The sequence below is a fragment of the Acinetobacter sp. SWAC5 genome, assembly GCF_003419885.1.
In the GTDB taxonomy this organism is placed as follows: domain Bacteria; phylum Pseudomonadota; class Gammaproteobacteria; order Pseudomonadales; family Moraxellaceae; genus Acinetobacter; species Acinetobacter cumulans.
On record NZ_QUWR01000006.1, the window covers coordinates 1 to 26,052 of the forward strand.

Genomic DNA, 26,052 nt, shown 5'->3' on the forward strand with positions numbered 1-26,052 from the left:
CGTTGAATTTCTTTGTCAGACATAGTGATCAGCATCTATATTTATATCCAGTCCATGGTGATAAAAACCATCATAAACTAGACATTTTTATTGGTGAGAATATAGACACTTTAAATGGGTTCTAACAATACCAAATACCCCTAAGCTAAACACATAGCCCATTTGTACCTGATCTAATGAAAATGTCGCTGCAATTCCTTTCGCCGCGATCCCAGGTGCCTGCAGGTCAAAACCTTCAAAAAACGCCACCCAGAAACACAAAAATACCGTTAAAATTTTCTGCATTTTACCCGTTTGTACTTGTGCCATGATCTAACTCCATCCGTAGTACACACAGCCACAGCTGACTGTGTGTGCATTCTCTGCCGATTGAGTCACAATAAATACCACTACAATAGTCGGATTAAAGCTTGATTTATAAGCCAAACTTAATGAAACTTATAGACAAAAGGTTGTATATCAATACACTTTATGTCTAAATAATTAAATTTATAATTAAAAAACAATACTTTAACTAAAACAAAGCTTATAACTATATAATCATAATTAAAAACAATCGTTCACAGACTTTCCGATCATTTGAGCCAAAACTTCCATTTACTTACTTTAGGCCTTTGCGTCTCAATACGAATTAAACCTTCCAAAGCCACCTGCTCGTTTTCATATAAGTCCCTCAACTCAATAGCTCCCGTGGTGTAGGCAAGCCAAATATCTTTCAACGGTCTCCGAAATGCACGCTCATACCATTTTTTTGCGAGATTTAAATCTTTATTAAAATACAATCCCTTCTCATACATATAACCAATTTTAGCTTCTGCATATTCATCTTTTTGATCAGCAGCCTTTTGAATCCAATAGGCGGCCTCTTCATAATTGCGCTCTGTATAAAAACCATTTAAATACCAATACCCAATCAGATACTGCGAACTTCGTTCACCTTTACTGGCTAGTAATTGATACAGTTGAAAATATAAAGTTTTCACTTCGGGCATTTCGTCATTTTTCAAATATTGGCTAATTTTATTTGCCTGTTTATTAATCTGCTCAATTGAATAATGGTTCGGGTTTTTCAAAACCTCCCTTGTTTTTTGCAATGGATTGTCATGATCAAAAGAAGCCAATAAAGTCATCGCCTCTGCCTGCATTTCAGCAATACCATCAATACGTGAATCAATCACAACTGTTAAATGTGCTTTTGCTTTTTCAAAATCTTGTTCTAAGCCTCGACCTTCAACATACATTCGCCCCAAACTCAAATCTGCAGCAATAATTTGACCAGCAACTTCTTGATACAGTGCAATAGCCATATCCAAATCTTGAGGTACACCTAAACCATGTTCATATTTATCAGCTAAATTATTTGTAGCCACTGGATTGCCTAAATCTGCCGATTTTAGATACCAGTAAACTGCTTTTTCGTAATCTTGCGCGATACCTATTCCATCTTGATACATCCAAGCCAAGTGATAATAAGCATTTGCTAATGGCCCAATTTCAGTTTCAGGGGCTTGGCTCGCAATTCGGTGATAAAGATACAAAGCTTTTGCGGGATGAATTACATATTCTTGGATCACACCATAATTTGGATAGGACGGATGTACTAAAAAACATTTTAAAGCACCAAACCGATAATACCCAGCAAGCCCCAAAGTGGCTGCCCAACACCCTTCATTAGAAGACTGTTCCAGCAATTGTAGACTTTCCGCCAAATCCTGCTCAATTCCATGCCCGCGCGCATAACAGCTCGCTAACTGGTATAAAGCAATACTGTCTTTTTTGACTGCCGCTTCTCGATACCACTTAAAGCTACCCTCTAAACTCTTCTGCAGAATACCGCCAATAAACAATTGCTGTGCCAACTGACACATTGCTGGCGTACAACCCGATTGAGAAGATTTACGCAATAAATCAATATATTGCTGAAAGTCGCGTTGCTGATATGCCTGATCGGCCAAATAATAATGATAAATTCCCGAGTATTTTGTAGCTTTGCTTTGAATACATTCATCGATTAAGTCATCATGCCCATAATCACGCTCCATAAACGTTTCAATACGGGCTATAAATCCCAAACATTTAGCTACATTATGCAAAGGAATAAACCAGCGAGTAATAGAGTACAAACCTGGTACATCACTAATTTTTACAAGTTCAGATGTTGTTTCTGGTTCATTTGGTCGCGTCAATGCTCTTAGCATTAACATAGGGGATTCCACAGAAAGTGGCATTAAATTTACCCCTACAATTTCTCCATCGTTAGTTTTAGCAACATTCCAAACCTTCATTATAGGCTGGTCAAACTGATAAAATTCACCACTTTGATTCAACCAAATAACGACATCATTCGCACAAATTTCATCCCCAGTTGTATAACGCAAAGCCATTTTCTTCTCAATATTTATTATATTTCCCCCTCAGCATAGACAAAAAAAATCCCGCTTCAAGCGGGATTTTTCAATAAAACTTTAAATCTTAAGCAGATTTTTTAGCATTGGCATTTTTACGAATCGTAATCATCACCAATTGAACCGCCGCTGGTGTTACACCCGGAATACGACTTGCTTGTGCCAGTGTTTCAGGCAGTACCGCTTTAAGTTTCATGGTAATTTCACGAGAAAGACCTGAAACTGCGTCATAATCAAAATCAGCAGGAATTTTAGTATCTTCCAAACGCTTCATTTGCGCAACGTCTTCTTGCTGACGGTTAATATAACCCGCATATTTCACAGCAATTTCAATTTGCTCACCCACAAATGCAGACACTTCTGAACCTGTAAGCTCTGCAATTTGAGCAAAGTTAATATTTGGACGTTTTAATAAATCAATTGCATTGGTTTCTTTAGACAGATCATCACCTGTCATTTCAACGAATTTTTTACCCAATGAGTTGTTTGGCGCAGCCCAAAGATGCTGTAAGCGACCTTTTTCGGTTTCTACCGCTTCCATTTTTTGGCAGAACGAATCCCAACGCGCATCATCTACCAGACCCATTTCACGGCCAATTGCAGTTAAACGCTGATCCGCATTGTCTTCACGAAGCATTAAGCGGTATTCCGCACGTGAGGTAAACATACGGTACGGTTCTTTGGTACCTAATGTAATTAAGTCATCAACCAATACACCCATGTACGCTTCATCACGTTTTGGTGTCCATTGTTCTTGATCCCATGCACGGCGCGCAGCGTTTAAACCTGCAAGTAAACCTTGTGCACCCGCTTCTTCATAACCTGTTGTACCGTTAATTTGACCCGCAAAGTACAGGTTATTAATCGCTTTGGTTTCAAGAGAGAATTTCAATGCTTGCGGGTTGAAATAATCGTATTCAATTGCATAACCTGGACGAAGAATATGTGCATTCTCCATACCGCGGATAGAGCGAACTAATTCAAACTGCACATCAAAAGGAAGTGATGTTGAAATACCGTTTGGATATAGCTCATGAGTATCCAGACCTTCAGGCTCTAGGAATACTTGGTGCGAGTCTTTATCAGCAAATTTATGAATTTTATCTTCAATTGATGGACAGTAACGTGGACCTACACCTTCAATTACACCCGTATACATCGGTGAACGATCTAAACCGCCACGAATAATGTCGTGTGTGCGTTCATTGGTATGTGTGATATAGCAGTTAATTTGTTCTGGGTGCATAGACGCATCACCCATAAATGACATCGTCGGAGATGGGAAGTCACCCGGCTGCGCTGTCATTACAGAAAAATCGACAGAACGTGCATCAATACGTGGTGGTGTACCTGTTTTTAAACGACCTACAGGTAAGTTCAATTCACGCAAGCGCGCAGCCAACGAAATTGAAGGAGGATCGCCCGCACGACCACCCGATGCATTGTTTAGACCGATGTGAATCACACCGCCCAAGAATGTACCCGTAGTTAATACGACAGTTTTTGCATCAAAGCGAACACCCATTTGTGTGATCACACCTTTAACAGTATCACCTTCTACAATTAGGTCATCAGCAGCTTGCTGGAAAATATCTAAGTTCGCTTGGTTTTCTAATGTTTCACGAATTGCCGCTTTAAAGCGTACACGGTCCGCTTGTGCACGTGTTGCACGTACCGCAGCACCTTTACGTGAGTTTAAAATACGGAATTGAATACCACCTTTATCGGCAGCCAATGCCATCGCACCGCCCAAGGCATCAATTTCACGCACCAAATGCGATTTACCAATACCACCAATGGCTGGGTTACAGCTCATCTGCCCTAAAGTCTCAATGTTATGAGTTAAAAGCAAAGTCTGTCGACCCATGCGAGCCGCAGCGAGAGCTGCTTCGGTACCTGCGTGACCGCCACCGATAACAATGACATCGTAAACTTTAGGATAATGCATAGTGGTATGGAGAGATTTCAAAAAATGGATGACCCAAGATTATAGCAAAATTTCACTTATAAGTTGACTGATTCAGTCGTTTTTTATCTTATTTTCACTACACAAAAACACATTAAATCCATTTAAGCTTGTACGTAATTTGCAAAATTCAGCAATTTAAAACATTTATATCCTCTTCATAACGCAATAGCGGTTGTTTTATTTTGACTATTTATTAATCTAGAGTGTGTTCCAACAAAAACTTAAGGACAACGGCCATGTATAAGAATATTTTTCTTTCAGCCATGCTTTATGGTTTATGTTTAACTTCATTTACAGCCTCTGCAAATGACAAAGTTCAAAGCACTTATGATGCACAAAAGTATCAACAAGTGTGTAAAGGCAAAACCCAGGGCGATCAAGTTAGTTTTGCTTATCGCGGCATTATTTGGAATGGGACCTGCCAGCCTCAGTTTTTCTCTAGCAGCAAAACTAAACTACTAGGCACAGAAGCTGAGCTAAATTCGGTATGTCATAGTGATGCAAACGCCAAATCAATTACAGTAGATGGTAAAGAAGTGAAAGGTAAATGTGCTTTAGGCTTTGCACCACCCAGTCCCCGATAATTTTTAATATATGAATGTAATATAGTTCACACTCCATCCAAACTAAGGGGCAAAATGCTTAATTTTCGCCCTTTTTCTTTGTTGCTTATTTAGAAAACTTGTTTAAACTCAATCCAGAAGGAACATAAAAATAAGGATATTCCATGGATTCGGGTGTATTTGTTTTTTTCCTACCCGTCATCTTGGCTTTTATGATGATGGGGCTAGGCCTAGAGTTAACGGTTAAAGATTTTCTACGTGTAGGGCGTTATCCTAAAGCTATTTTTTTGGCTCTTTTTTGCCAACTGGTCATTTTAACCAGCATTGCTTTCTTCATTTGTGTGGTCTTAGATCTTGAGCCATTGCTGGCTGTTGGGCTTATGCTTTTAGCTGCTTCACCGGGTGGCCCGACTGCTAATTTACTGAGTTTTCTATTTAAAGGTGATGTGGCTTTAAATCTAACCTTAACAGCAATCAACTCAGTCATTACCACCTTTACTCTGCCTTTTATTGTCAATCTATCACTGCATTACTTTATGCAGTCCGATACAACGATTGGCATACAGGCCGATAAATTCGCCTATATTTTTCTGATCATCTTTATCCCAGTGTGTATTGGCTTGCTTATTCGCCATTATTTTCCACACCTTGCTTTAAAATGTAATCGCCCCATGCGGATGCTGTGTATCTTATTTCTCACCGCAATTTTTATTTATGCACTGTTCCGTGAACGCTCAAATGTGATTTTATATTTTGTCGATGTTGGTATTGCAGTCGGAATTTTTTGCTTTAGCAGTATGTTTATTGGCTATCTGGTTCCACATTTAGCAGGCTTAACAGAACGACAAGCCCGTGCATGTACTTTTGAAATTGGTATTCACAACACCGCCATTTCAATCACGATTGCAATTTCCGTACTATCTAGTACCACCATTGCCATCCCTGCTGGTGTATATTCCATATATATGTATTTATTCGCTTTTGGATTTGGCTATATCTTAACGCGCAAAAAGAGCAATTTACTCAGCAACCAAGTTAAGCCTTAATACAGTATTCAATCTTGCACAAACGACACACCATTTAAGAAGTAACAAATCATGCCTCAACCAGATTGAGGCAATCCATAAAAAATTTGAGATCAAATCTCGCAACAACAAGAAATTAAATACAACTTTCAATCCACAACCAAGGAGCTTGCTCACTTAACACTGCTTACTAAGTTCGAAAAAATTAACAAACGAGGCAAGGATGAACTCACAAATTATTACGATATTACTCCCTTTAGCACTTGCCATTATTATGGTTGGACTTGGCCTAGAGCTCACTTTAAAAGATTTTGCTCGCGTCGGAAAACACCCTAAAGCTGTTCTTGTTGCATTGTGTTGCCAGCTCATCGTACTTACGAGTATTGCATTTTTACTATGTAAACTACTGGCATTACCCCCATTACTTGCTGTCGGACTCATGCTTTTAGCTGCCTCACCAGGCGGGAGTACAGCCAACTTATTTAGCTATTTATTTAAAGGTGACTTAGCGCTCAATATCAGCCTCACTGCCATTAACTCAGTGATTGCCGCGTTTACTTTACCTTTAATTGTCAATTTTGCGATTTCCCACTTTCTGCAAGATGGTCAACAAATCACCTTACAGTTCTCTAAAATCTTACAAGTTTTTAGCATTATTATTGTACCCGTTGCCATTGGTATGCTCATTCGCCATTACTCACCACGCCTAAGCGAAAAGCTCAACAAACCTTTACGCATATTTGCCGTGATTTTTCTAGTTTTAATCATTATTGGTGCAATAGTGGCAGAACGGCAGAATATTGGTGAATATATTTCTCAAGTTGGTATTGCAACTGCGCTATTTTGTATTTGTAGCTTATGTATTGGCTATTTTGTACCGCGCCTATTTGGTATTAATAGTGCACAAGCCCGCGCCTGTGCCTTTGAAATTGGTATTCACAATAGCACTTTAGCTATGACTATTGCACTGACTGTACTAATGAATACAGCGATTGCAATGCCTGCAGCGGTTTATTCTATCTTTATGTATATCTTTGCCGCACTCTTTGGTCTGTTGCTCAATAAATTTGCAGCTTTTACCCCAACAGAAGTTGAAACTCAACCCAACTAACTTAGTTTCATTTACTCACTCAAGCCCAAACTCATAAAAGGATACGTTTTTAGTATCCTTTTATTTTTATGTTAGCCCGTCAAGCTATAGTCGGAGTTCATGAAGTTCCGCTACAATAGCTCTTTAAATAATACGATTAGGTTCTTAACTGTGAAGTGGCTACAAATTCATATTACTGTTGATCAAGCACAAGTAGATTTCACAGAAACCCTACTAAGTTCACTAGGTGCTGTCAGCGTAACTTTAGATGATGCTGAAAATCAGGATTTATTAGAACCGCTTCCGGGTGAAACACCGCTTTGGAACAAAGTCATTGTGACAGGTATCTACGCCGAAGAAGAAGGCGAAGAAATTGATGTTGATGCTTTATTAACATTTATTACTGCTCAAATGCCAGAAGCACCATTACGCCATGAGTTTATTGAAGATCAAGCTTGGGAACGCACATGGATGGATGCTTACGAGCCAATTCAAATTGGTGAGAAATACTGGATCGTGCCTGAATGGATGACACCACCTGAAGCCGATGCTGTAAATATTAAGCTCGACCCGGGCCTAGCATTTGGTACAGGTAACCATGCTTCCACATTCTTATGCTTACAATGGTTAGGCCAAACTGACGTAAAAGATAAAATTGTCATCGATTACGGTTGTGGTTCAGGTATTTTAGGCGTAGCTGCATTATTGCTGGGTGCAAAAAAAGTTTATGCAACTGACATCGATCCACAAGCTGTTTTAGCAACAAAACAAAATGCAGAACTAAATGGTGTGCTTGATCGTCTGTATGTCGGCCTACCAGAAGAGTTCAATTCTGAGCTTAAAAATGAAAAAGCTGACGTATTTGTTGCAAACATTCTTGCAGGCCCATTAATGATGCTTGCAGAAGAATTCTCAACTTTAATTAAATCTGAGGGAGAGTTCGCACTTGCAGGTGTAATTGAAGAGCAAGTTGCTGATGTTTCTAACATTTACAGTAAATTCTTTGATATATTAAAGGTCGAAAAACGTGACGAATACTGGTGCAGAATCTCTGGAAAACGTCACTCGTATTAATCATTTTATGTAAAAGCATTTATGAGCAACAAACAGACCTTTTGTCCATCTTGTTCGACCACTTACCGCATATCTGTCGCTCAGTTGACGATCTCGCAGGGTATGGTTTGCTGTGCAAAATGTTCCCATACATTTAATGCATTATCACATCTGGTCGATGTCCAAAGTGACAACGTCCAGATGTTTAACGCTGTTGAAAAAAAACCTGCCCCTATTTCGGCTGAACCTATAGATGTTGCACAAATCAACTTAGAGGCAGATCAAGCTGAAATTGCAACCAACATTTATAGCAATAGCCTATTAGCAATATTTGATCAAAAAGTCGAAAACTCAAATATTGACCTCCGCACTTACCTCAATAACCTTAACTATTTTAGTACAGACCCAATTGGCAACTTCCCTGCTTTAAACTGGTCTGAAAATACGGAAGTAGAAAAAAAACGTTCCGTACTTAGTTATATAGGTTGGACAACAGTTAACGTCCTACTCTTTAGCGTACTGCTCTTTCAGTTCTTTTGGTTTAACCCACAGTATTTAAAAAACAGCCCTATCATGAGCAGTGCTTTTAATGGTATCTGTGAAGTATTTACCTGCTCAAAGCTTGAAGAGCACTACAATTTAGTTAACTTAAAGAAAGTACGTGTAAAAGCTGATGGTGAAGACCAAGTCTTATTTAGAGGTGAAATTGTCAATCATCACACTCGTAGCCTATTACTGCCAATCATTCGTGTAGAACTAAAACACAACGGACAAGAATTTGCAGTTTACAACATTCAACCTAAAGACTATCTCACAGACAGCCTTACAGGTATTCAGCGCATACCAAGCAACACACCATATAACTTCAATTTTAAGCTCTCGCATGCACGTAAAAGCTTCGACAGCTATACTTTAGAAATCATTCGCCCGTAAAATTGAAAAAAACTATTAAAAATTGCAAAAAAATTAAAAAAAAATGCAGTTTTCTTGCTCACTTTTTCTTAGACAATGGTATGATACGCGCCACGAAAGCTTTGTGCTGCAATCTCTTCAGTCTTTTTAATACAAATAGAACATCAGCGAAATGCGCCTTATATATATATCGCGTATAGAGCAGATTTTTTTGTTTTTAAAATGGTCCGTAACATATATTTAACTATTGTTACGCTTATTTTTCGACCAAGTTGACAGATTGTGGCATGCTAAATGTACAGTTTTAGAACCAACCGTTTTAGGATCTAAAACGGAGTTCATTTAAATTTTAGACCACTTTATAACTATCACTTTACCCAAGTGATATTTTGATTTTTCGGATTAATTCGCATGAATAGCAAATCTCCTATTTTTACTGCACAATCTGATGTCGCTCTTCGTATTCACGTAGATCGCGCAGTTCGCCATTACTTCGCACAATTGCAAGGTGAGCAACCTTCTCAAGTGTACGACATGGTGCTAGCAGAAATGGAGAAACCTCTTTTATCTGTAGTTCTAGAGTATACGCGTGGTAATCAAACACGCGCTGCCGAGATTCTCGGTTTGAACCGTGGCACTTTACGTAAAAAGTTAAAAGCTCACGGTTTAATGAGCGAATAAGTGATAAAATGCTTGCGGCTTCCGCAGGCATTTTTTTTATCTTGCATTTGCCTTTTTTGATTTAATTTGTTCCTTGATAACTGTGACGAAGATCATGACTATTAAACGCGCTTTAATCTCTGTTTCCGATAAAACCGGAATTGTTGAATTTGCACAAAACCTAGTTGCTCTAGGGGTAGAAATTTTATCTACTGGTGGCACATACAAATTGTTGAAAGACAATAATGTGGCTGTAGTTGAAGTTTCAGAGCACACTGGTTTCCCAGAGATGATGGACGGCCGTGTTAAAACATTGCATCCGAAAATTCATGGCGGTATTTTAGCTCGTCGCGGTCTAGACGAAGCTGTGATGGCTGAACACAACATCGATGCAATCGATTTAGTTGTTGTTAACCTTTATCCTTTCGCTGCGACTGTGGCTAAACCAAACTGTTCACTTGCAGATGCGATTGAAAATATCGACATTGGCGGTCCAACAATGGTTCGTGCTGCTGCTAAAAACCATGCTTCTGTAGGTATCGTGGTAAATGCTGCTGACTATGCAACTGTGATTGCTGAGCTTAAAGCTGAGGGTGCTTTATCTTACGCAACACGTTTTGACTTAGCAGTTAAAGCATTCGAACATACTGCTCAATACGACGGTATGATCGCATCTTACTTAGGCGCTCGCGTAGGTAAAGAAGAAGGTACTGCTGACAAATTTGCACGTACATTCAACACGCAATTAAACAAAGCTCAAGATCTACGTTACGGTGAAAACCCGCATCAATCTGCTGCGTTCTATGTAGAAGACACAGCAACTGAAGCATCTGTTTCAACTGCAAAACAGTTACAAGGTAAAGAATTATCTTATAACAACATTGCAGACACTGACGCTGCACTTGAATGTGTTAAATCATTCGCTAAACCTGCTTGTGTAATCGTTAAGCACGCAAACCCATGTGGCGTTGCAGTATCACTTGACGGCATTCAAGCTGCTTATGACCTTGCATACGCAACTGACCCTGAATCTGCATTCGGCGGTATCATTGCATTCAACCGTGAATTAGACGTTGCAACTGCTCAAGCCATTGTTGACCGTCAATTCGTTGAAGTGATCATTGCTCCTAGCGTTGCTGAAGGCGTGCTTGAAGTAACTGGCGCGAAGAAAAACGTACGCGTACTTGTATGTGGCGAACTTCCAGCAATTACTGAACGTAAAGCACAGCTTGACTACAAACGTGTGAATGGCGGCTTACTGGTTCAAGACCAAGACTTAGGCATGATCACGAAAGATGACCTTAAAGTTGTGACTAAACGTGCGCCAACTGAAGCAGAAATTGATGACTTGATCTTTGCTTGGAAAGTTGCGAAATACGTTAAATCTAACGCAATCGTTTATGCGAAAGGCCGTCAAACGATTGGTGTGGGCGCAGGTCAAATGAGCCGCGTTAACTCTGCTCGTATTGCTGCGATCAAAGCTGAACATGCTGGTTTAGTAGTTGAAGGCGCTGTAATGGCATCTGACGCATTCTTCCCATTCCGTGACGGTATTGATAACGCTGCCAAAGCAGGTATCAAATGCATTATCCAACCGGGCGGTTCTATGCGTGATGAAGAAACGATTGCTGCTGCTGATGAAGCTGGTATTGCAATGGTCTTCACTGGCATGCGTCACTTCCGCCACTAATACATGATTTTGTGGAACAAGATCTAAGTTGATACGCGTACCCGTCATCCGCAATTGTTTGAGGCAGGATTTATTTCAATACATCCTGTTTCTGCGAAAAATTAGGTCATAGATCAAATATGACGAGTTTTGTGGATGACAATGGTTTTGCCTTAACAAAAGTAGGTCCAACCGAAGGTCTGTTCCCTTATCTGAATGTATACTGGAAAGATTCCGAAGTGCTGCTCAAGCAAAGACGTTTCAAAAAAGCCTTAATCAATTTAGGGCTAAAAGATTTCTAATCTTGCATAAAGTCCTCTCCTATTTTTAGGTTGAGGACTTTATGTCATTTTCGATTCATGGAGTATGAACCGATGAATATTTTAGTTTTGGGTAATGGCGGTCGTGAACATGCGCTTGCATGGAAAATCGCACAAGATGACAAAGTCGCAAAAGTATTTGTAGCACCGGGTAATGCGGGTTCTGCAACTGAAAATAAATGCGAAAATGTTGCGCTTAACATTTTAGACAACGCAGCGATTATCGACTTTGCAAAAAACAATGCCGTTGATTTAATCGTGGTTGGCCCTGAAGCACCGCTTGTAAATGGTGTGGTGGATGCTTGTCGCGCGGCGGGTGTAAAAATTTGGGGTCCTACTCAATTTGCTGCGCAGCTTGAAGGCTCTAAAGCATTTGCAAAGCACTTCTTAAAACGCCACAACATTCCAACTGCTTTCTATGACGTATTCACAGAAGTAGATGCAGCGAAAGCATTTGTAGAAAAAAATGGTGCGCCAATCGTGATCAAGGCTGACGGTCTTGCTGCGGGTAAAGGCGTGATCGTTGCCATGACCAATCAAGAAGCTTTTGATGCGATTGATGACATGCTTGCAGGCAACAAATTTGGCGATGCTGGCTCTCGCGTTGTGATCGAAGAATTCCTTGCTGGTGAAGAAGCATCTTTCATTTGTATGATCGATGGCGACAACATCTTGCCTATGGCAACTTCACAAGATCACAAACGTATCTTTGAAGGCGACCAAGGTCCAAACACGGGCGGCATGGGTGCTTACTCTCCTGCGCCTGTTGTGACGGCTGACGTATTCGAAAAAACCATGAATGAAGTGATGCGTCCTACCGTTGAAGGTATGAAAAAAGACGGTCACGTTTATACAGGTTTCTTATACGCAGGCTTGATGATTGATGAACAAGGTCAACCAAAAGTGATCGAGTTCAACTGTCGTTTTGGTGACCCTGAAACTCAGCCAATTATGATGCGTTTAAAATCATCTTTAGTTGATTTGGTTGAAGCTGGTATTGCAGGTAACCTTCCAGCGGAAGCTGAATGGGATGAGCGCAAAACTGTAGGTATCGTACTTGCGTCACGTGGCTACCCAGAAACATCTAGCAATGGTGATGTGATTTCTGGTTTAGACACCGAAATGGCGGATGCGAAAGTATTCCACGCAGGTACGAAAGCACTTGAGAATGGTGACATTGTAACTGCTGGCGGTCGTGTACTTTGCGTGACTGCGCTGGGTAATACAATTGGTGAAGCACAAGCAAAAGCGCTTGAGCTTTGCCAAAAAGTAACGTTTGATGGCGTTCAATACCGTAAAGATATTGGTTACCGTGCAATTGCGCGTGAAAATGCTTAATCATTTATTTGATTAAATAAAAACCCCGCTAAGTGCGGGGTTTTTTTATATCTCAGCTAAATTTTTTCAAATAATTCTGTAGCAATTTTTCGTGCTAAATGATCTTGCTCATCCGATAACTCATCTAAGTCTATAGCATACTGAATTGCTTCTCGACCTGCTATTTCCAATGGCCCATAATCATCGTATTCTTCTCCTGTATATGCATTATAAGCTCTCAAATCATCTTGGGTAAAATCAGTTCCACACATTTGAGCCAAGTAAATATAGAGCCATGCTTCCCCACTATTTTTAAATATTTTTTGGTAAAGAAAATACTCAATAGCTTCTAAATTACCTTGATTACACAAATAGAGAACTTGGTTATAAACTGTCTCAGAATCTGCATCAAAGTTGATTTCATTAAGACTTAATGGACTGTCTTTGATATAAGATTCAAACTGTTCAGCTTGTTTTATATATTCCTCATACTTTTCTTTATTTTTTTTAGTTTGATCAGAACTAATATATTTTTGTTTATCATTATCCCAATAGCTACCAAAATTTGAACCACTTCTACCATAAGGGCCAATTTGATTTGCTAAATAACGATAATAACCACCTAACAGAGCATAAGCATCAGGATTATTACGATCTTTTGCGTAAGAAATTATTTTATCTAAATGTTTACCTATAATTTCAAAATCCAATTCATCTGAATCGAAATAGCCATCATCTACCTCAGAGAGTACTTCAAGGGATTGAACTAAACCATTATTAAAATCGATATGACTTAAAGAATATCTAATATCCTTAAAATTTATTACTTCTACATTCAACCACTGCAACTCCCTATAAACAGTTTTAGCAATTGCTACGTAAGTTTCTTCTGAAAGCTGCAATTTCAATAAACTTTGCAGTTTACTAATAATGTTCTTAATATACTCTAGAAAATGGCTACCTTCATAATCATCCCAATGCAATTCATCTTCATCATAGTCTGAGTAATTACTTTCAGGTGGGTTTAGCAATATTTCTAAAGTTAAAGCATCAATTAATTCATGCTGATAGCATTTTTCGGAATCATCGTATACAGCATCAATTAAAAGATTCTGAGCAACAAAAGAGTTATAAGTTTTATAACCTATATTCAAAGCAATTAGTTCATAAATATGTGAGCGACTAATTTTTACAGAATGTAGATTCTGAACTTTGTTAGATAATTGAAATACAAATTTTTGAATAGACATAATTTTCTCTACTGCCAACTCTAAACTCTTTATACAAAGAATCTTTGGTGTCATAAGACTTTTAGCAACGCATGTTTAAATGCTAAGAACCAAACGAGTTGATACTTAAGAAAATTAAATTTTGGTATGACTTAAAACTAAGGCATTAAATTTTTGAATCCCTTTTCTACTCATGCGTAAGTACGGTAGGCGACCTTAATCCAATATTATCCAATCTCATATTTCTTTGCAATCATATTTCTAAGGAATCAAAAAATTTGATATCCCCTAAAATAAAACATGCTAAATTTTTCTATAACTAAAATTTAACTCTAATTATGACAAATTTAATCCAAACCCCTCGCCTAATCCTCCGCAAATGGCAAGACTCCGACACCGCCCCATTCATCCAAATGTGTGCAGACGATCAGGTTATGCGTTATTTCTTAAAAAAACTCGACGTTTCAGAAGCTACAGCATTTATGCAACGCCTACGCGATGCAATCGAAACACGCGGTTGGGGTTTATATGCCGTTGAGTTGAAAGCCACAGGCGAATTTATTGGTTTTATCGGCTTACACATACACCCACCCGAGTTTGAAATAGCTGATGCACCTGAAATAGGTTGGCGACTACTGCCACAATATTGGCATCAAGGTTATGCCACCGAAGGTGCAAAAGCCGTACTCAAACATGCTTTTAGAAACCTAAGATTAGATAAAGTTATTTCCTTTACAGCAAGTTTAAACACACCATCAGAACGAGTAATGCAACGCATTGGTATGCAAAAAGTCCGTGAATTTAATCATCCACTTGTACCACTAGAGCATCCTTTAAATAAGCATGTCCTGTATGTAATACAGCGCAGTGACTATTTACACATTCCATTTTGCTAGAAGTCACTCTTCTCGCTTTAACAAATCAATCAAGACAATCATCTTTTGCAGTGCTGTATCAATATATAAAACACTCGTTTTGCGAAATTTATAATGTGGATACAGCCAAATAGATCCAGCCAATCTGCTCAAAAAATAACGATTATAAATCAAGCAAAATAATGCAAAAATCATAAAAAAAGCACTATTATGAAATAGATGCTTACTTACAATAGAGATCACTATGGCGTGTACACGTGTCGTATATTTAGGTGACGAACAACAAAACATGACAGCTCGTTCTATGGATTGGAAAGTCGATGTAGGCACCAATTTATGGATCTTAGCCAATAACATTAAAAGAAATGGATCGGCTGGCGAAAATTCGATTGAATGGACAGCAAAATACGGCTCAGTGGTTGCCACTGGCTATGACATTGCCACCACAGATGGAATGAACGAAAAAGGCTTATGTGCCAACCTGCTCTGGCTGGTCGAATCCGAATACCCGAAACGCATTAAAAATATAAAACCCACGCTGAGCATTTCACTATGGGCGCAATATGTCTTAGATAATTTTGCCACTGTGTCCGAAGCTATTCAGTTTATACAAACAGAGCCTTTTGCCGTCATCTCAGACCAAGTTCCAGGGCAAAACCGCTTGGCCTCACTACACTTATCCATTTCCGATGCCAGTGGCGACAGTGCAATTATTGAATATATTCAAGGTAAACAGGTAATTCACCATAACCGTGAATATCAAGTGATGACCAATTCCCCTACTTTTGACCAACAACTGGCACTCAATCAGTATTGGAAACAAATTGGTGGCACAGTCATGCTTCCAGGTACTAACCGTGCAGCTGACCGTTTTGCACGTGCGTCTTTTTATATCAACGCTATTCCTAAAAAAGCCGAGCCAAACCATGCATTGGCCAGTGTATTCAGTGTCATCCGCAATGCCTCTGTGCCTTTTGGGCTAAATACAGCGGAAGAACCAAATATTTCTTCAACGCGCTGGCGAACCGTGGCCGATCACAAAAGAATGCTATATTTCTTTGAGTCGGCAGTATCGCCAAATGTATTTTGGGTCGATTTAAAAGAGATTGATTTCAGTAATGGTCAATGCAAAGTATTGCAATTAGGACAAGATCAATCCCAAATCTATGCAGGTAAATCAAATGATGCTTTCAAGATTGCACCTGCTTTTAATTTTCTACCCGTCAGTGAGCATGATTAAATTGGTTTAATTTCTTCATGTTATGCATACAAATGATTAAATAAAATAAGTAGCGTTTTAAGTGCAACTCAACTCACACCGAGTTGCACGACCTTCGATTGAAACTCTGTGATACATAAAATTAAGGCCTTCTCATACAAACTCTGCGAATGGCTTAAACAAATAAGTAAAGAAAATAAAAGACTCAAAATAAACATATCGTGATGATATGCATTTTTCTGCATAACAATGCCAAAAATCTTATAAAGCACTAAATAAGCTCATATTTCATCCACTTATCAAATTCAATAAAGACAATATATTGTTTTTCATATTATTTTAATTAAATTTCAAACCTTTTATGCACTATTAGTGCTAAATATAGATTTTTTCATCACTATATTGCATATTAAATTATTGCTATTATATTTCAGCAATTTAGGGCTCAGCCTAATTAAATTCTTTTATTTACAATTACTTTGTATATAAAACTCTCTCTTTTATTTAGACTGAAATCTAATTGCAACAATATTTGAGCCATATACAATTTGCGGTTATAAGTCAGTTTGACTGATTTCACGCTTAATTTAATCTCTCTACATTTATGATATGTAAGTTGAACGCCAAAATTTAATTTACTTGGGTGAAAACATGAAAAAGTTACTTGGTTTAGTGCTCGGTGCATCTGTTGTTCTAACAGGTTGTGGTAAACAAGAAGCCCCTGCTACAGATACCGCACAAAAAAAAGATTCTGCTGAACTTCAAACAGTAACTATGGCATCTACAGGCTCAGACGCAGATGTATGGCGCTATATTGCAACATTGCCAGAAACTAAAGCTGCAGGCATTAAGCTTGAAGTTAAAAACTTTACCGATTATGTGTCTATGAACACAGCAGTTGCGAACCATGAAATGGATGTCAATGCATTCCAATCATACGCATATATGGTTGCATTCAATGACAGCAACAAAGAAAAAATTGCTCCACTCTCTACAACTTACTTAGAGCCAATGGGTATTTACTCAAGCAAAGTAAAAAAATTGGATGAGTTTAAAACAGGTGCAACCATTGCCATTCCAAATGATGGTGCAAACGAATCTCGCGCATTATTACTTTTACAATCTGCTGGCCTAGTTAAACTAAAAGCTAACTTTGACAACGTTAAAGGCACAACAGCAGATGTTGCTGAAAATGCGAAGAAAATTGTAATTAAACCAATTCAAATGGCAACTGCTGTACGTGTTAAAGACGAAGTAGATGCGATTGTATTGGGTAATACATTGGCAATGGAAGGTGGCTTAAACGTATTAAAAGATGCGATTTATTATGAGCCAATTGACCAAAGCACAAAAATGAACGTTAACGTTTTAGCGGTTGCAGCTGATCGTCAAAATGACCCAGTATTGAAAAAAGTTGGTGAGCTTTACCATGTTGCTGCTGTAGGCAAATATGTACAAGATCACTTTGGCGGTACAAAAGTTGATGTAAATAAACCTGTAAGCTATCTTACAGACGCAAAATAGTAATATACTTTGCACATCTAAACAGGCAAATTTACTTTGCCTGTTTTTCTTTTATTTAAAGCTTTTGACGATATGATTCAATTTAAAGACATTTCTAAGCACTTTGAGCTTAAAGGTCAAACTGTTAAGGCGCTGGATCAAATCAATCTTGAGATTCCGGCTGGCTGTATTTTTGGTCTGATTGGCTACAGCGGTGCAGGCAAAAGTACGCTTATTCGCCTAATCAACCTTTTGGAACGCCCAAGCCAAGGGCAAATCTTTATTAACAATAAAGATTTTACTGCCTTAAGTGCTTCTGAATTACGCCAAGAACGTACCAACATTGGTATGATCTTCCAGCATTTCAATTTACTGCAAACCAAAACCGTTGCAGAAAATATTGAACTCCCCCTCAAATTATTGGGTGTTTCTAAAGCTGAACGTCAAAAACGCTTAGAAGAATTACTCGAATTTATTGATCTTACACACAAGAAAAATGCCTACCCAGATGAACTTTCTGGCGGTCAAAAACAACGTGTCGGGATTGCCCGTGCACTTGCTAATCATCCTAAAATTTTATTATGTGATGAAGCAACCTCTGCACTGGATCCGCAAACCACTCAGTCTGTTTTGGCTTTATTAAAAAAGATTAACCAAGAACAAGGCATTACCATTGTCATGGTGACCCATGAAATGGATGTAATTGAAAGTGTGTGTGACTATGTCGCGGTGATGGAACAAGGTAAAGTCATTGAAATGGGCTCTACATTGGACATTTTCAGCCAACCACAGCACCCGACTACCCGCACCTTTATTCAAACGGTCTTGCAGCAACAACTGCCAATTAACATTTTGAATAATCTTGAAAATAAAAATCATAATAGTATTTATTGCTTAAAATTTTTAGGCAGTTCTGCTCAAGAAACTGTTATTCAAGCCGTGATTAAAACCTTTGATGTCAGCCTAAATATTCTATTTGCCAACATGACTGAAATTAATGGTTCTGTAATTGGACAAATGTTTATTCAATTACTTGGCGATGCAAGTCAAATTCAGCAAGCCCTACAGTTCCTTGAAAATAGTGGTGTACAAGTTGAACAATCAGGAGTCCAAGCATGAGAGATATGATTGTTCAATGGCTCACTGAAGTAACGGCTCCTTTTTGGAAAAGTTCACTTTCAATTGACCAGTTTGTAACAGCACTGCAAGAAACCTTCCACATGGTGTTTTTTGCCATGTTGTTTGGCTGTATTTGGGGCTTTATTCAAGCCATTATTTTATTTGTGACTCGCCCTACAGGTATTTTACCTAACCGCGTGGTCTATCATGGCCTTAACCCGATTGTAAATGCGCTACGTTCTTTGCCCTTTATTATCTTGTTAATTGCGGTCATTCCATTAACCAAAGTGATTGTGGGCACTTCGATCGGTACGTGGGCAGCCATTGTTCCGTTGACGATTTATGTTGGCCCTTATATTGGTCGTTTAATTGAGACTTCTTTACTTGAAGTAAATGAAGGGATTATCGAATCTGCTCAAGCGATGGGTGCGACACCATTACAAATTATTTTTAAATTTGTACTGCCTGAATCACGTAGTTCGCTCATTTTAAATCTTACAACAGCCACCATTAGCTTAATTGGTGCAACTGCTATGGCAGGTGCTGTAGGTGCTGGCGGTATTGGTGATTTGGCCATTTCTTATGGTTATCAACGCTTCGATACCAGCGTGGTGATTTTGACCGTTATCGTCCTATTAATCTTGGTGCAGATTGTGCAAAGTTTGGGTGACTGGCTATCTAAAATGCGTTAAGCCGTCAGCCCTTGCATTTTAAAACCCTCTTCGGAGGGTTTAATTTTGTCGATATTATTTTATTCTTTCAGAATTTATGTAAAATTAGAAAAAATATCACTCACCCCTCACCTAAATCACTATAAATACATGAATTATAAAATAATAAATCCAAATTCCACGAAAACTTCAAAAGCAAATATATTTCAAGACCTGAGCAAAAATATATCATTTTCTGCCATTTTCATGTTTATGCCCAAAGTCCAAAATTCCTTCAATGAATGAATCAATAGACCTAAGATAAATAGACTTATGCTTTGAAACACCTACCCAACAAAATTAAAAAAAGGACAGTTATGCGACTCACCTATCAACTCTTTCCAGCACTCATTATTGGTTCAAGCATTTGCACAACAATTTCTGCCTCAATCGCTGACTATAATTATGTCACCAGCATTCAAGTCAATGGCGAAGATTTAGCATCACCTGTAACTGCAGCAAAAGCAAATGTTCTAATCGGCAAAAATCCCGTCAGACTCAAGTATGAATATTCTGATTGTACGGGTAATACTGAATTCCACGCATCAACCCAAGCTAAGTTTTTAAGGTTTGAAATTTATGCTGAGGATAATCCTCAAATTAAAAATGAATCATTTTATAAAAATAAAAACAGTTTTACCCAATTAGGTCAAACCAAAGGAAAGGTTTGGATGGAATGGAGTAATAGCTCTCAAATCTACGATAAAATTCAAATGGGTCAAATTTCTATTACGCCCCGATATACCTTTCAGCAATTTCAAAAAGATTTTCCCAAGAGCGCAAAATTAGCCAATTCAAATGAAATCGCTTATGTCATTTTACTCCCACCCCAAAAGGCTAAAAGGGTTTTAAAAGAACCGCAAAACTATGATTTACCCTATATAAGCAACTTAGCTTTCAATTTTAAAAATGGAAAATTAAGCGCATTTTCAATTAATCAAGGAATTGCTTGCTGAACACCAACTTCGATCTGCGTTTATTGCGTAAACAGTGAACCGATAAAACTGTAGAAAGCCATGCAATAAACGTAAGTTTCACTCTAGAGCATGCTAAAATAATCAGCTGTTTTCGCTGGGACTCATCTATGCACTTTGTACATCTTGGTATTTATACAGAATTTTCAATCACCGAATCTATTGTACGTATACCTGATCTAGTAAAAGCTGCAGCTGCAGATGAAATGCCAGCCTTGGCCCTTACAGACCTGTCCAATTTACATGCATCTGTTAAATTCTATAAAAAATGTTTAGACAAAGGCATTAAGCCAATTTTTGGCTCTACCCTTCGTTTAAATGATGCAGAGCATCGTGTTAGCTTATTGGCCATGAGCAAAAAAGGTTGGCGTAGCCTGACAGAATTAGTCTCTGAAGGCTATATTCGTGGCCAACAACTTGATATTCCTTGCGTACAAAAAGACTGGATTTTAGAGCAACACGACGATTTAATCGTTTTGCTTGGCCAGCACAGTGATGTCGGCAAAATGCTCATGACATCCAATCCGCAAAAAGCCGAGCCTTTACTGGAAGAATGGATTTCAAAATTTGGCAATCGTGTTTATTTAGCCTTAACACGTACCAATCGTTCGGGTGAAGAAGACTTTATTCAAGAAGCTGTAAAACTCGCAAAAAAATACAATATTGGCGTAGTTGCACATAATGATGTGCACTTCATTACAGCCGAAGACTTTGAAGCACATGAAGCGCGTGTATGTATTGCCGATGGTTATGTTTTAGGAGACAGCCGTCGCCCTAAAAACTACAGCCCAGACCAATATTTCAAAACTGCAGCGGAAATGACGGAGTTATTTGCCGACATCCCAACTGCCATTGAAAACACGTTTTATATTGCTCAGCGTTGTAATGTCACACTCCGCTTAGGTTTCCATGACCTTCCAGATTACCCAATTCCAGATGGTCACACCATCGACACTTATTTTGCACACTTGTGTGAAGTCGGCTTAGATGAACGCCTAGAATTCCTCTACCCACTCGCACAACGTGGCGATGATTGGGCAGACATTCGCAAGCCTTACGATGAACGTCTGGCGTTTGAAATTAAAATTATTTTAGACATGGGATTCCCTGGCTACTTCCTGATTGTCATGGACTTCATTCAATGGTCTAAAGGAAATGGCGTACCTGTAGGCCCGGGGCGTGGTTCAGGTGCCGGCTCATTGGTTGCCTATAGTTTAAAAATTACCGACCTTGATCCACTGCGTTATGACCTACTATTCGAACGTTTCTTAAACCCAGAGCGTGTATCGATGCCCGATTTCGACGTCGATTTCTGTATCGCAGGTCGTGACCGTGTCATTGACTATGTAGCACGTACTTATGGACGTGATGCAGTATCGCAAATTGCAACCTTTGGTACGATGGCGGCCAAAGGTGCGATTCGTGACGTGGCACGTGTCTTGGGTAAATCTTACGGTTTGGCCGATCGAATCTCTAAGCTCATTCCAACGAAACCTTTGGGCTTGAGCTTAGAAGAATCAATTGAAGCTGAGCCACAGCTTAAAGATGTGGTGACCAATCCTTCTAACCCAGATTTTGATGATGCATCAGAAATTTGGGAAATGGCGCTTAAACTCGAAGGGATTACACGTAACACGGGTAAACACGCAGGTGGTGTGGTTATTGCACCAACCAAACTAACTGACTATTCAGCGGTTATGTGTGATGCCGATGGTACTGCCCGTGTTGCCCAATTTGATAAAGACGATGTTGAGTCCGCAGGTTTAGTTAAGTTCGACTTTTTGGGTCTACGAAACCTGACCGTAATTGAAGATGCCATTAAGCATATTAATGCACGTCCAGATATTACTGATCCAATCGACATTTCTTATATTCCACTAGACGACCCAGATGCATACGCTGTGTTTGCCGATGCAAACACGACCGCGGTATTCCAGTTTGAATCCGTCGGTATGAAAAAAATGCTGAAGGAAGCGCGTCCAAGCAAATTTGAAGAAATTATTGCCTTCGTGTCGCTGTATCGTCCAGGCCCAATGGATCTGATTCCAGACTTTATTTTCCGTATGCACGGCGGTGAGTTTGAATACTTACATCCATTGCTCGAAAAAGTACTCGAACCGACTTACGGCATTATGGTGTATCAAGAACAGGTAATGCAGGCAGCACAGTTCTGTGCTGGCTATACACTTGGTGGCGCCGATTTACTCCGCCGTGCCATGGGTAAGAAAAAACCCGAAGAAATGGTAAAACAGCGTCAAATCTTTATTGAAGGTGCGGCGCTTAAAGACATCGATACAGATACAGCCAACCATATCTTCGACTATATGGAAAAATTCGCAGGCTATGGTTTTAACAAATCACATGCTGCAGCTTATGCCCTTGTTGCTTATCAAACAGCATGGTTAAAAGCACACTATCCTGCAGAGTTTATGTCTGCAGTAATGACTTCGGAAATGCAAAACACCGACAACGTGGTGTTCTTAATTGATGACTGTCGTAGCAATAAACTGGAAGTATTACCACCTTCAGTCAATATGTCTTTGTATAATTTCCATGCCAGTGACCCACAAACGATTGTCTATGGTTTAGGCGCAATCAAAGGTGTGGGTGAAGCCGCAATGCAATCCGTGATTGACTCACGCAAGCAAGAAGGCCCATATCGCGACTTATTTGATTTCTGTCATCGTATTGATTTAAAGAAAATTAATAAGCGCACCTTAGAAGCACTCATTCGCGCAGGTGCACTCGACTGCTTAGGCATAGAACGCTCAAGCCTCATGGCACAATTGCCAGAAGCCGTGCAAGCAGCCGAACAAGCACGCTCAAACCGAGAAACTGGCATTATGGACTTATTTGGCGAAGTTGAAGAAGTTCAACGTAAGCCTGCTAAGCCTGTAAAACCTTGGTCGGATGAAGTTCGCTTAAAAGGTGAAAAAGACACACTTGGTCTTTACCTGACTGGCCACCCGATCGATGTTTATCGTCCTGAATTGAAATCATTTATTTCACAGCGCATTAATGAACTTACGCCTACACGTCGTGGTGTCACCACAGTATTTGCAGGTCTCGTGGTCGATGTAGCCAACTTCCCAAATCGCATGATGATTACCTTGGATGACGGCACAGCACGAATTGAAGTTTCAGCAAATCACGAACGCTTCCAACGCTTTAAAGATATTGTTCAAAATGAAAAAGTCGTCGTCATTGAAGGCGAAATCTATGAACGCGAAGGTTATGATCGTCCTATGGGCCGTTTAACCAAAGCCTTTAGCTTAAATGAAATTCGCCAAAAGCGTGCCAACAGTATTCAGATTACTTTAGACAAAGAGCACCTGAGTGCTACCCTGAGCAAAGACATGCAAAACATTTTGCATCCTTATTGCAATGTCGATATGTCTACCCACATCCCTGTGCATTTATTGGTCGACTTTGACTATGCCAGCGCAGAACTGCATTTGGGCATAGACTGGAAAGTTGCACCGCTTGATGAGCTTTTATCAAAGCTACGTGATTATTTTGGTAAAGCATCTTTGCATATCGAATACCATGTGAAATCAAAAGCAGCCAAAGCCGTCAGCTATGAGCAAGCTCAGCCAGTACAAATTCCGCCCCCACCGTCAAATATGACGATGGATGATGCGATGGATCAATATCAGGCTGAAACGATGAATCAATTTTCATAAGCTTTACTGCCATTCACAGCAAAATTTAAATGTTTAATTATTTAATTTGGAACAATAATGAGTCAAATTGACAATGCAGCTGTTTCAGCGCATCTCTCCCATGTCCGCATCGTTATGGTAAACACCACTTTACCTGCCAATATTGGTAGTGCCCTTCGTGCTATGAAAACGATGGGCTTAGTAAAGTTGGTTTTAGTCGCACCTAAAACCTACCCACATCCTGACATTGATGCTTTGGCTGCTGGCGCAACCGATTTAATTGAACAAATTGAAATTGTTGAAACCTTAGAAGATGCGATCAAAGACTGTCATATTGTATTTGGTACCAGCGCACGTAGTCGCACCATTCCTTGGCCATTACTGGATGCACGTCCTGCAGCAGAATTATCACTGAAAGCTGTAGCCACCCAACAACAAGAAGTGGCTGTCATCTTTGGTCGTGAAGACCGCGGTCTAACCAATGAAGAATTGGCGATGGCGAACTACCATGTCACCATTCCAGTAAACACCGATTACGGCGTACTGAATGTTGCACAAGCAATTCAAGTGATTTGTTATGAAATGCGGATGGCAGCCATGGAATTTACTGCTAAAATTGCAGATCCAGAAGCCAAAATGCATGTGACAGATGATGTTGATATGCAATGGGATGAGCCACTGGTAACACATGAGCAAATGGAACAGTTTTACCCGCATATTGAAAAAATGCTGGCAGACATTGAATTTATGGACCCAAAAAATCCACGCTTATTGCCTTTGCGTTTGCGTCGTTTATTTGGCCGAATTCAATTAGACCGTATGGAATATCATTTGCTCCGTGGTATTTTTAGCCGTGTACAAGCACTCAATAATGGCACATGGAAAAAATCAAAAAATGATGAGGATCAACACTAATGCTTAAACAGCTCCAAGAGGATATACAAGCTGTATTTGCGCGCGATCCTGCCGCTCGCAATACACTTGAAGTCTTAACCACCTACCCAGGTATTCACGCACTCATTATGCACCGCGTTGCACATGAACTGTGGAAAAAAGACTGTAAAGGCTCAGCACGCTTACTTTCCTCTTTTAGTCGTTTTGCAACTGGTATTGAAATTCATCCTGGCGCTAAAATTGGTAGACGCTTTTTTATCGACCATGGCATGGGTGTCGTGATTGGTGAAACAGCTGAAATTGGCGATGATGTTACCCTTTATCATGGTGTTACCCTAGGCGGTACAACATGGAACAAGGGTAAACGTCACCCAACCTTAGAAGATGGTGTTGTGATTGGTGCAGGGGCAAAAATCCTTGGGCCATTTACTGTGGGTAAAAATGCCAAAGTCGGCTCAAATGCTGTGGTGACCAAAGAAGTTCCACCAGAAACGACAGCTGTGGGCAGTCCTGCACGTTTTATTACCAAAGACAAATCAAAAGACGACAAAGAAGCGCGTCGCAATAACTACGCCGAAAGCATTGGTTTCCAAGCTTATGCCACCACACAGGATCAGTCAGATCCAATCTTAGATGGTATGCGCGTGTTATTGGAGCGGATTCAGCTAAATGAACAGCGCATGAACTCCTTGTGCCATCGCTTATCTTTGCTTGATCCGAGCTTTAAAACACAGGCTTTAGATGAACAGCCCTTCAGTGAAGAAGAGTTAAAAATCATTGAAGAAGCACGACGTGAGTGTGAAGCACAAAGTAAACAATCAAAAGCCTAGCTTTACAGCAAATGATCAGGAAGGATCAAGTTGCTGGCTTGCATGTTCGCCAGA

21 protein-coding genes and 1 pseudogene are annotated in these 26,052 nt (G+C 39.5%); 18 read left to right on the top strand and 4 right to left on the bottom strand.

Annotation, left to right across the window (positions count from 1 at the left end; genetic code table 11):
- Nucleotides 1-129 precede the first annotated feature (129 nt).
- The 3 genes and pseudogenes from DYI81_RS05645 to mnmG all read right to left on the bottom strand — a co-directional run.
- Nucleotides 130-309 (bottom strand): annotated as a pseudogene (locus tag DYI81_RS05645) (3-(3-hydroxy-phenyl)propionate transporter MhpT); the annotation flags it as partial.
- 266 nt (nt 310-575) lie between these two features.
- Nucleotides 576-2,384, bottom strand: coding sequence for a tetratricopeptide repeat protein (locus tag DYI81_RS05650; protein ID WP_117006946.1), 1,809 nt, complete (start codon nt 2,382-2,384; stop codon nt 576-578).
- 88 nt (nt 2,385-2,472) lie between these two features.
- A complete protein-coding gene (gene mnmG, locus DYI81_RS05655; RefSeq protein ID WP_117006947.1) occupies nt 2,473-4,353 on the bottom strand; it encodes a tRNA uridine-5-carboxymethylaminomethyl(34) synthesis enzyme MnmG in 1,881 nt (626 codons plus the stop codon).
- 257 nt (nt 4,354-4,610) lie between these two features.
- Between mnmG and DYI81_RS05660 the strand changes: the two genes are divergently transcribed.
- From DYI81_RS05660 to purD, 9 genes are all read left to right on the top strand, one after another.
- Entirely contained in the window at nt 4,611-4,958 is a 348-nt protein-coding gene (locus DYI81_RS05660) for a hypothetical protein (RefSeq protein ID WP_117006948.1), read from the top strand.
- Between the two features lie 143 nt (nt 4,959-5,101).
- A complete protein-coding gene (locus tag DYI81_RS05665) occupies nt 5,102-5,983 on the top strand; it encodes a bile acid:sodium symporter family protein (protein ID WP_117006949.1) in 882 nt (293 codons plus the stop codon).
- A 202-nt stretch (nt 5,984-6,185) separates the two neighbouring features.
- A complete protein-coding gene (locus DYI81_RS05670; protein ID WP_106986706.1) occupies nt 6,186-7,073 on the top strand; it encodes a bile acid:sodium symporter family protein in 888 nt (295 codons plus the stop codon).
- A 150-nt stretch (nt 7,074-7,223) separates the two neighbouring features.
- Nucleotides 7,224-8,126 carry a 50S ribosomal protein L11 methyltransferase gene (gene prmA / locus DYI81_RS05675; RefSeq protein ID WP_106986705.1) on the top strand — a complete coding sequence of 301 codons (903 nt, stop codon included), beginning with the start codon at nt 7,224-7,226 and terminating at the stop codon, nt 8,124-8,126.
- A gap of 21 nt (nt 8,127-8,147) precedes the next feature.
- Nucleotides 8,148-9,038 (top strand): DUF3426 domain-containing protein, encoded by an 891-nt coding sequence (locus DYI81_RS05680; RefSeq protein WP_117006950.1) that lies wholly within the window; start codon nt 8,148-8,150, stop codon nt 9,036-9,038.
- 390 nt (nt 9,039-9,428) lie between these two features.
- Nucleotides 9,429-9,698 (top strand): DNA-binding transcriptional regulator Fis, encoded by a 270-nt coding sequence (gene fis / locus DYI81_RS05685; RefSeq protein ID WP_001086304.1) that lies wholly within the window; start codon nt 9,429-9,431, stop codon nt 9,696-9,698.
- Between the two features lie 94 nt (nt 9,699-9,792).
- A complete protein-coding gene (purH, locus tag DYI81_RS05690; RefSeq protein ID WP_117006951.1) occupies nt 9,793-11,367 on the top strand; it encodes a bifunctional phosphoribosylaminoimidazolecarboxamide formyltransferase/IMP cyclohydrolase in 1,575 nt (524 codons plus the stop codon).
- Between the two features lie 119 nt (nt 11,368-11,486).
- A complete protein-coding gene (locus DYI81_RS17915) occupies nt 11,487-11,648 on the top strand; it encodes a hypothetical protein (RefSeq protein WP_165382482.1) in 162 nt (53 codons plus the stop codon).
- A gap of 72 nt (nt 11,649-11,720) precedes the next feature.
- A complete protein-coding gene (gene purD, locus DYI81_RS05695; protein WP_117006952.1) occupies nt 11,721-13,004 on the top strand; it encodes a phosphoribosylamine--glycine ligase in 1,284 nt (427 codons plus the stop codon).
- A 56-nt stretch (nt 13,005-13,060) separates the two neighbouring features.
- Here purD and DYI81_RS05700 read toward each other — a convergent pair whose 3' ends face one another.
- Nucleotides 13,061-14,287 carry a hypothetical protein gene (locus DYI81_RS05700; RefSeq protein ID WP_117006953.1) on the bottom strand — a complete coding sequence of 409 codons (1,227 nt, stop codon included), beginning with the start codon at nt 14,285-14,287 and terminating at the stop codon, nt 13,061-13,063.
- Nucleotides 14,288-14,550: 263 nt separating this feature from the next.
- On the opposite strand from DYI81_RS05700, the gene DYI81_RS05705 reads away from it, so the two are divergent.
- From DYI81_RS05705 to cysE, 9 genes are all read left to right on the top strand, one after another.
- A complete protein-coding gene (locus DYI81_RS05705) occupies nt 14,551-15,108 on the top strand; it encodes a GNAT family N-acetyltransferase (RefSeq protein WP_117006954.1) in 558 nt (185 codons plus the stop codon).
- A 223-nt stretch (nt 15,109-15,331) separates the two neighbouring features.
- Complete coding sequence (locus DYI81_RS05710) at nt 15,332-16,327, top strand: linear amide C-N hydrolase (protein WP_117006955.1); 996 nt, start codon at nt 15,332-15,334, stop codon at nt 16,325-16,327.
- A gap of 630 nt (nt 16,328-16,957) precedes the next feature.
- The gene (locus tag DYI81_RS05715; protein ID WP_117006956.1) at nt 16,958-17,830 is read left to right on the top strand and encodes a MetQ/NlpA family ABC transporter substrate-binding protein; all 873 of its coding nucleotides are present in this window, start codon (nt 16,958-16,960) and stop codon (nt 17,828-17,830) included.
- Nucleotides 17,831-17,902: 72 nt separating this feature from the next.
- Nucleotides 17,903-18,928: a methionine ABC transporter ATP-binding protein gene (locus tag DYI81_RS05720; RefSeq protein ID WP_106985470.1), complete on the top strand. Its 1,026-nt coding sequence runs from the start codon at nt 17,903-17,905 to the stop codon at nt 18,926-18,928.
- Entirely contained in the window at nt 18,925-19,620 is a 696-nt protein-coding gene (locus DYI81_RS05725; RefSeq protein WP_106985464.1) for a methionine ABC transporter permease, read from the top strand. Before DYI81_RS05720 ends, DYI81_RS05725 begins: the two co-directional genes overlap by 4 nt.
- Before the next feature lie 335 nt (nt 19,621-19,955).
- The gene (locus DYI81_RS05730; RefSeq protein WP_117006957.1) at nt 19,956-20,594 is read left to right on the top strand and encodes a hypothetical protein; all 639 of its coding nucleotides are present in this window, start codon (nt 19,956-19,958) and stop codon (nt 20,592-20,594) included.
- A 128-nt stretch (nt 20,595-20,722) separates the two neighbouring features.
- A complete protein-coding gene (gene dnaE, locus DYI81_RS05735) occupies nt 20,723-24,295 on the top strand; it encodes a DNA polymerase III subunit alpha (RefSeq protein ID WP_106985462.1) in 3,573 nt (1,190 codons plus the stop codon).
- A gap of 57 nt (nt 24,296-24,352) precedes the next feature.
- Nucleotides 24,353-25,189 (top strand): RNA methyltransferase, encoded by an 837-nt coding sequence (locus DYI81_RS05740; protein WP_106985461.1) that lies wholly within the window; start codon nt 24,353-24,355, stop codon nt 25,187-25,189.
- Nucleotides 25,189-25,998, top strand: coding sequence for a serine O-acetyltransferase (cysE, locus tag DYI81_RS05745; protein ID WP_106985460.1), 810 nt, complete (start codon nt 25,189-25,191; stop codon nt 25,996-25,998). Before DYI81_RS05740 ends, cysE begins: the two co-directional genes overlap by 1 nt.
- Nucleotides 25,999-26,052 lie beyond the last annotated feature (54 nt).

Excerpts from the sequence above, each read along its gene's own strand:
- DYI81_RS05705 (WP_117006954.1), top strand. The coding sequence starts at position 14,551 with ATGACAAATTTAATCCAAACCCCTCGCCTAATCCTCCGCAAATGGCAA.
- DYI81_RS05740 (WP_106985461.1), top strand. The coding sequence starts at position 24,353 with ATGAGTCAAATTGACAATGCAGCTGTTTCAGCGCATCTCTCCCATGTC.
- DYI81_RS05665 (WP_117006949.1), top strand. The coding sequence starts at position 5,102 with ATGGATTCGGGTGTATTTGTTTTTTTCCTACCCGTCATCTTGGCTTTT.
- mnmG (WP_117006947.1), bottom strand. The coding sequence starts at position 4,353 with ATGCATTATCCTAAAGTTTACGATGTCATTGTTATCGGTGGCGGTCAC.
- purH (WP_117006951.1), top strand. The coding sequence starts at position 9,793 with ATGACTATTAAACGCGCTTTAATCTCTGTTTCCGATAAAACCGGAATT.
- DYI81_RS17915 (WP_165382482.1), top strand. The coding sequence starts at position 11,487 with ATGACGAGTTTTGTGGATGACAATGGTTTTGCCTTAACAAAAGTAGGT.
- dnaE (WP_106985462.1), top strand. The coding sequence starts at position 20,723 with ATGCACTTTGTACATCTTGGTATTTATACAGAATTTTCAATCACCGAA.
- DYI81_RS05725 (WP_106985464.1), top strand. The coding sequence starts at position 18,925 with ATGAGAGATATGATTGTTCAATGGCTCACTGAAGTAACGGCTCCTTTT.
- DYI81_RS05730 (WP_117006957.1), top strand. The coding sequence starts at position 19,956 with ATGCGACTCACCTATCAACTCTTTCCAGCACTCATTATTGGTTCAAGC.
- DYI81_RS05650 (WP_117006946.1), bottom strand. The coding sequence starts at position 2,384 with ATGGCTTTGCGTTATACAACTGGGGATGAAATTTGTGCGAATGATGTC.
- fis (WP_001086304.1), top strand. The coding sequence starts at position 9,429 with ATGAATAGCAAATCTCCTATTTTTACTGCACAATCTGATGTCGCTCTT.
- cysE (WP_106985460.1), top strand. The coding sequence starts at position 25,189 with ATGCTTAAACAGCTCCAAGAGGATATACAAGCTGTATTTGCGCGCGAT.
- DYI81_RS05710 (WP_117006955.1), top strand. The coding sequence starts at position 15,332 with ATGGCGTGTACACGTGTCGTATATTTAGGTGACGAACAACAAAACATG.
- DYI81_RS05670 (WP_106986706.1), top strand. The coding sequence starts at position 6,186 with ATGAACTCACAAATTATTACGATATTACTCCCTTTAGCACTTGCCATT.
- DYI81_RS05715 (WP_117006956.1), top strand. The coding sequence starts at position 16,958 with ATGAAAAAGTTACTTGGTTTAGTGCTCGGTGCATCTGTTGTTCTAACA.
- DYI81_RS05700 (WP_117006953.1), bottom strand. The coding sequence starts at position 14,287 with ATGACACCAAAGATTCTTTGTATAAAGAGTTTAGAGTTGGCAGTAGAG.
- purD (WP_117006952.1), top strand. The coding sequence starts at position 11,721 with ATGAATATTTTAGTTTTGGGTAATGGCGGTCGTGAACATGCGCTTGCA.
- DYI81_RS05660 (WP_117006948.1), top strand. The coding sequence starts at position 4,611 with ATGTATAAGAATATTTTTCTTTCAGCCATGCTTTATGGTTTATGTTTA.
- DYI81_RS05680 (WP_117006950.1), top strand. The coding sequence starts at position 8,148 with ATGAGCAACAAACAGACCTTTTGTCCATCTTGTTCGACCACTTACCGC.
- DYI81_RS05720 (WP_106985470.1), top strand. The coding sequence starts at position 17,903 with ATGATTCAATTTAAAGACATTTCTAAGCACTTTGAGCTTAAAGGTCAA.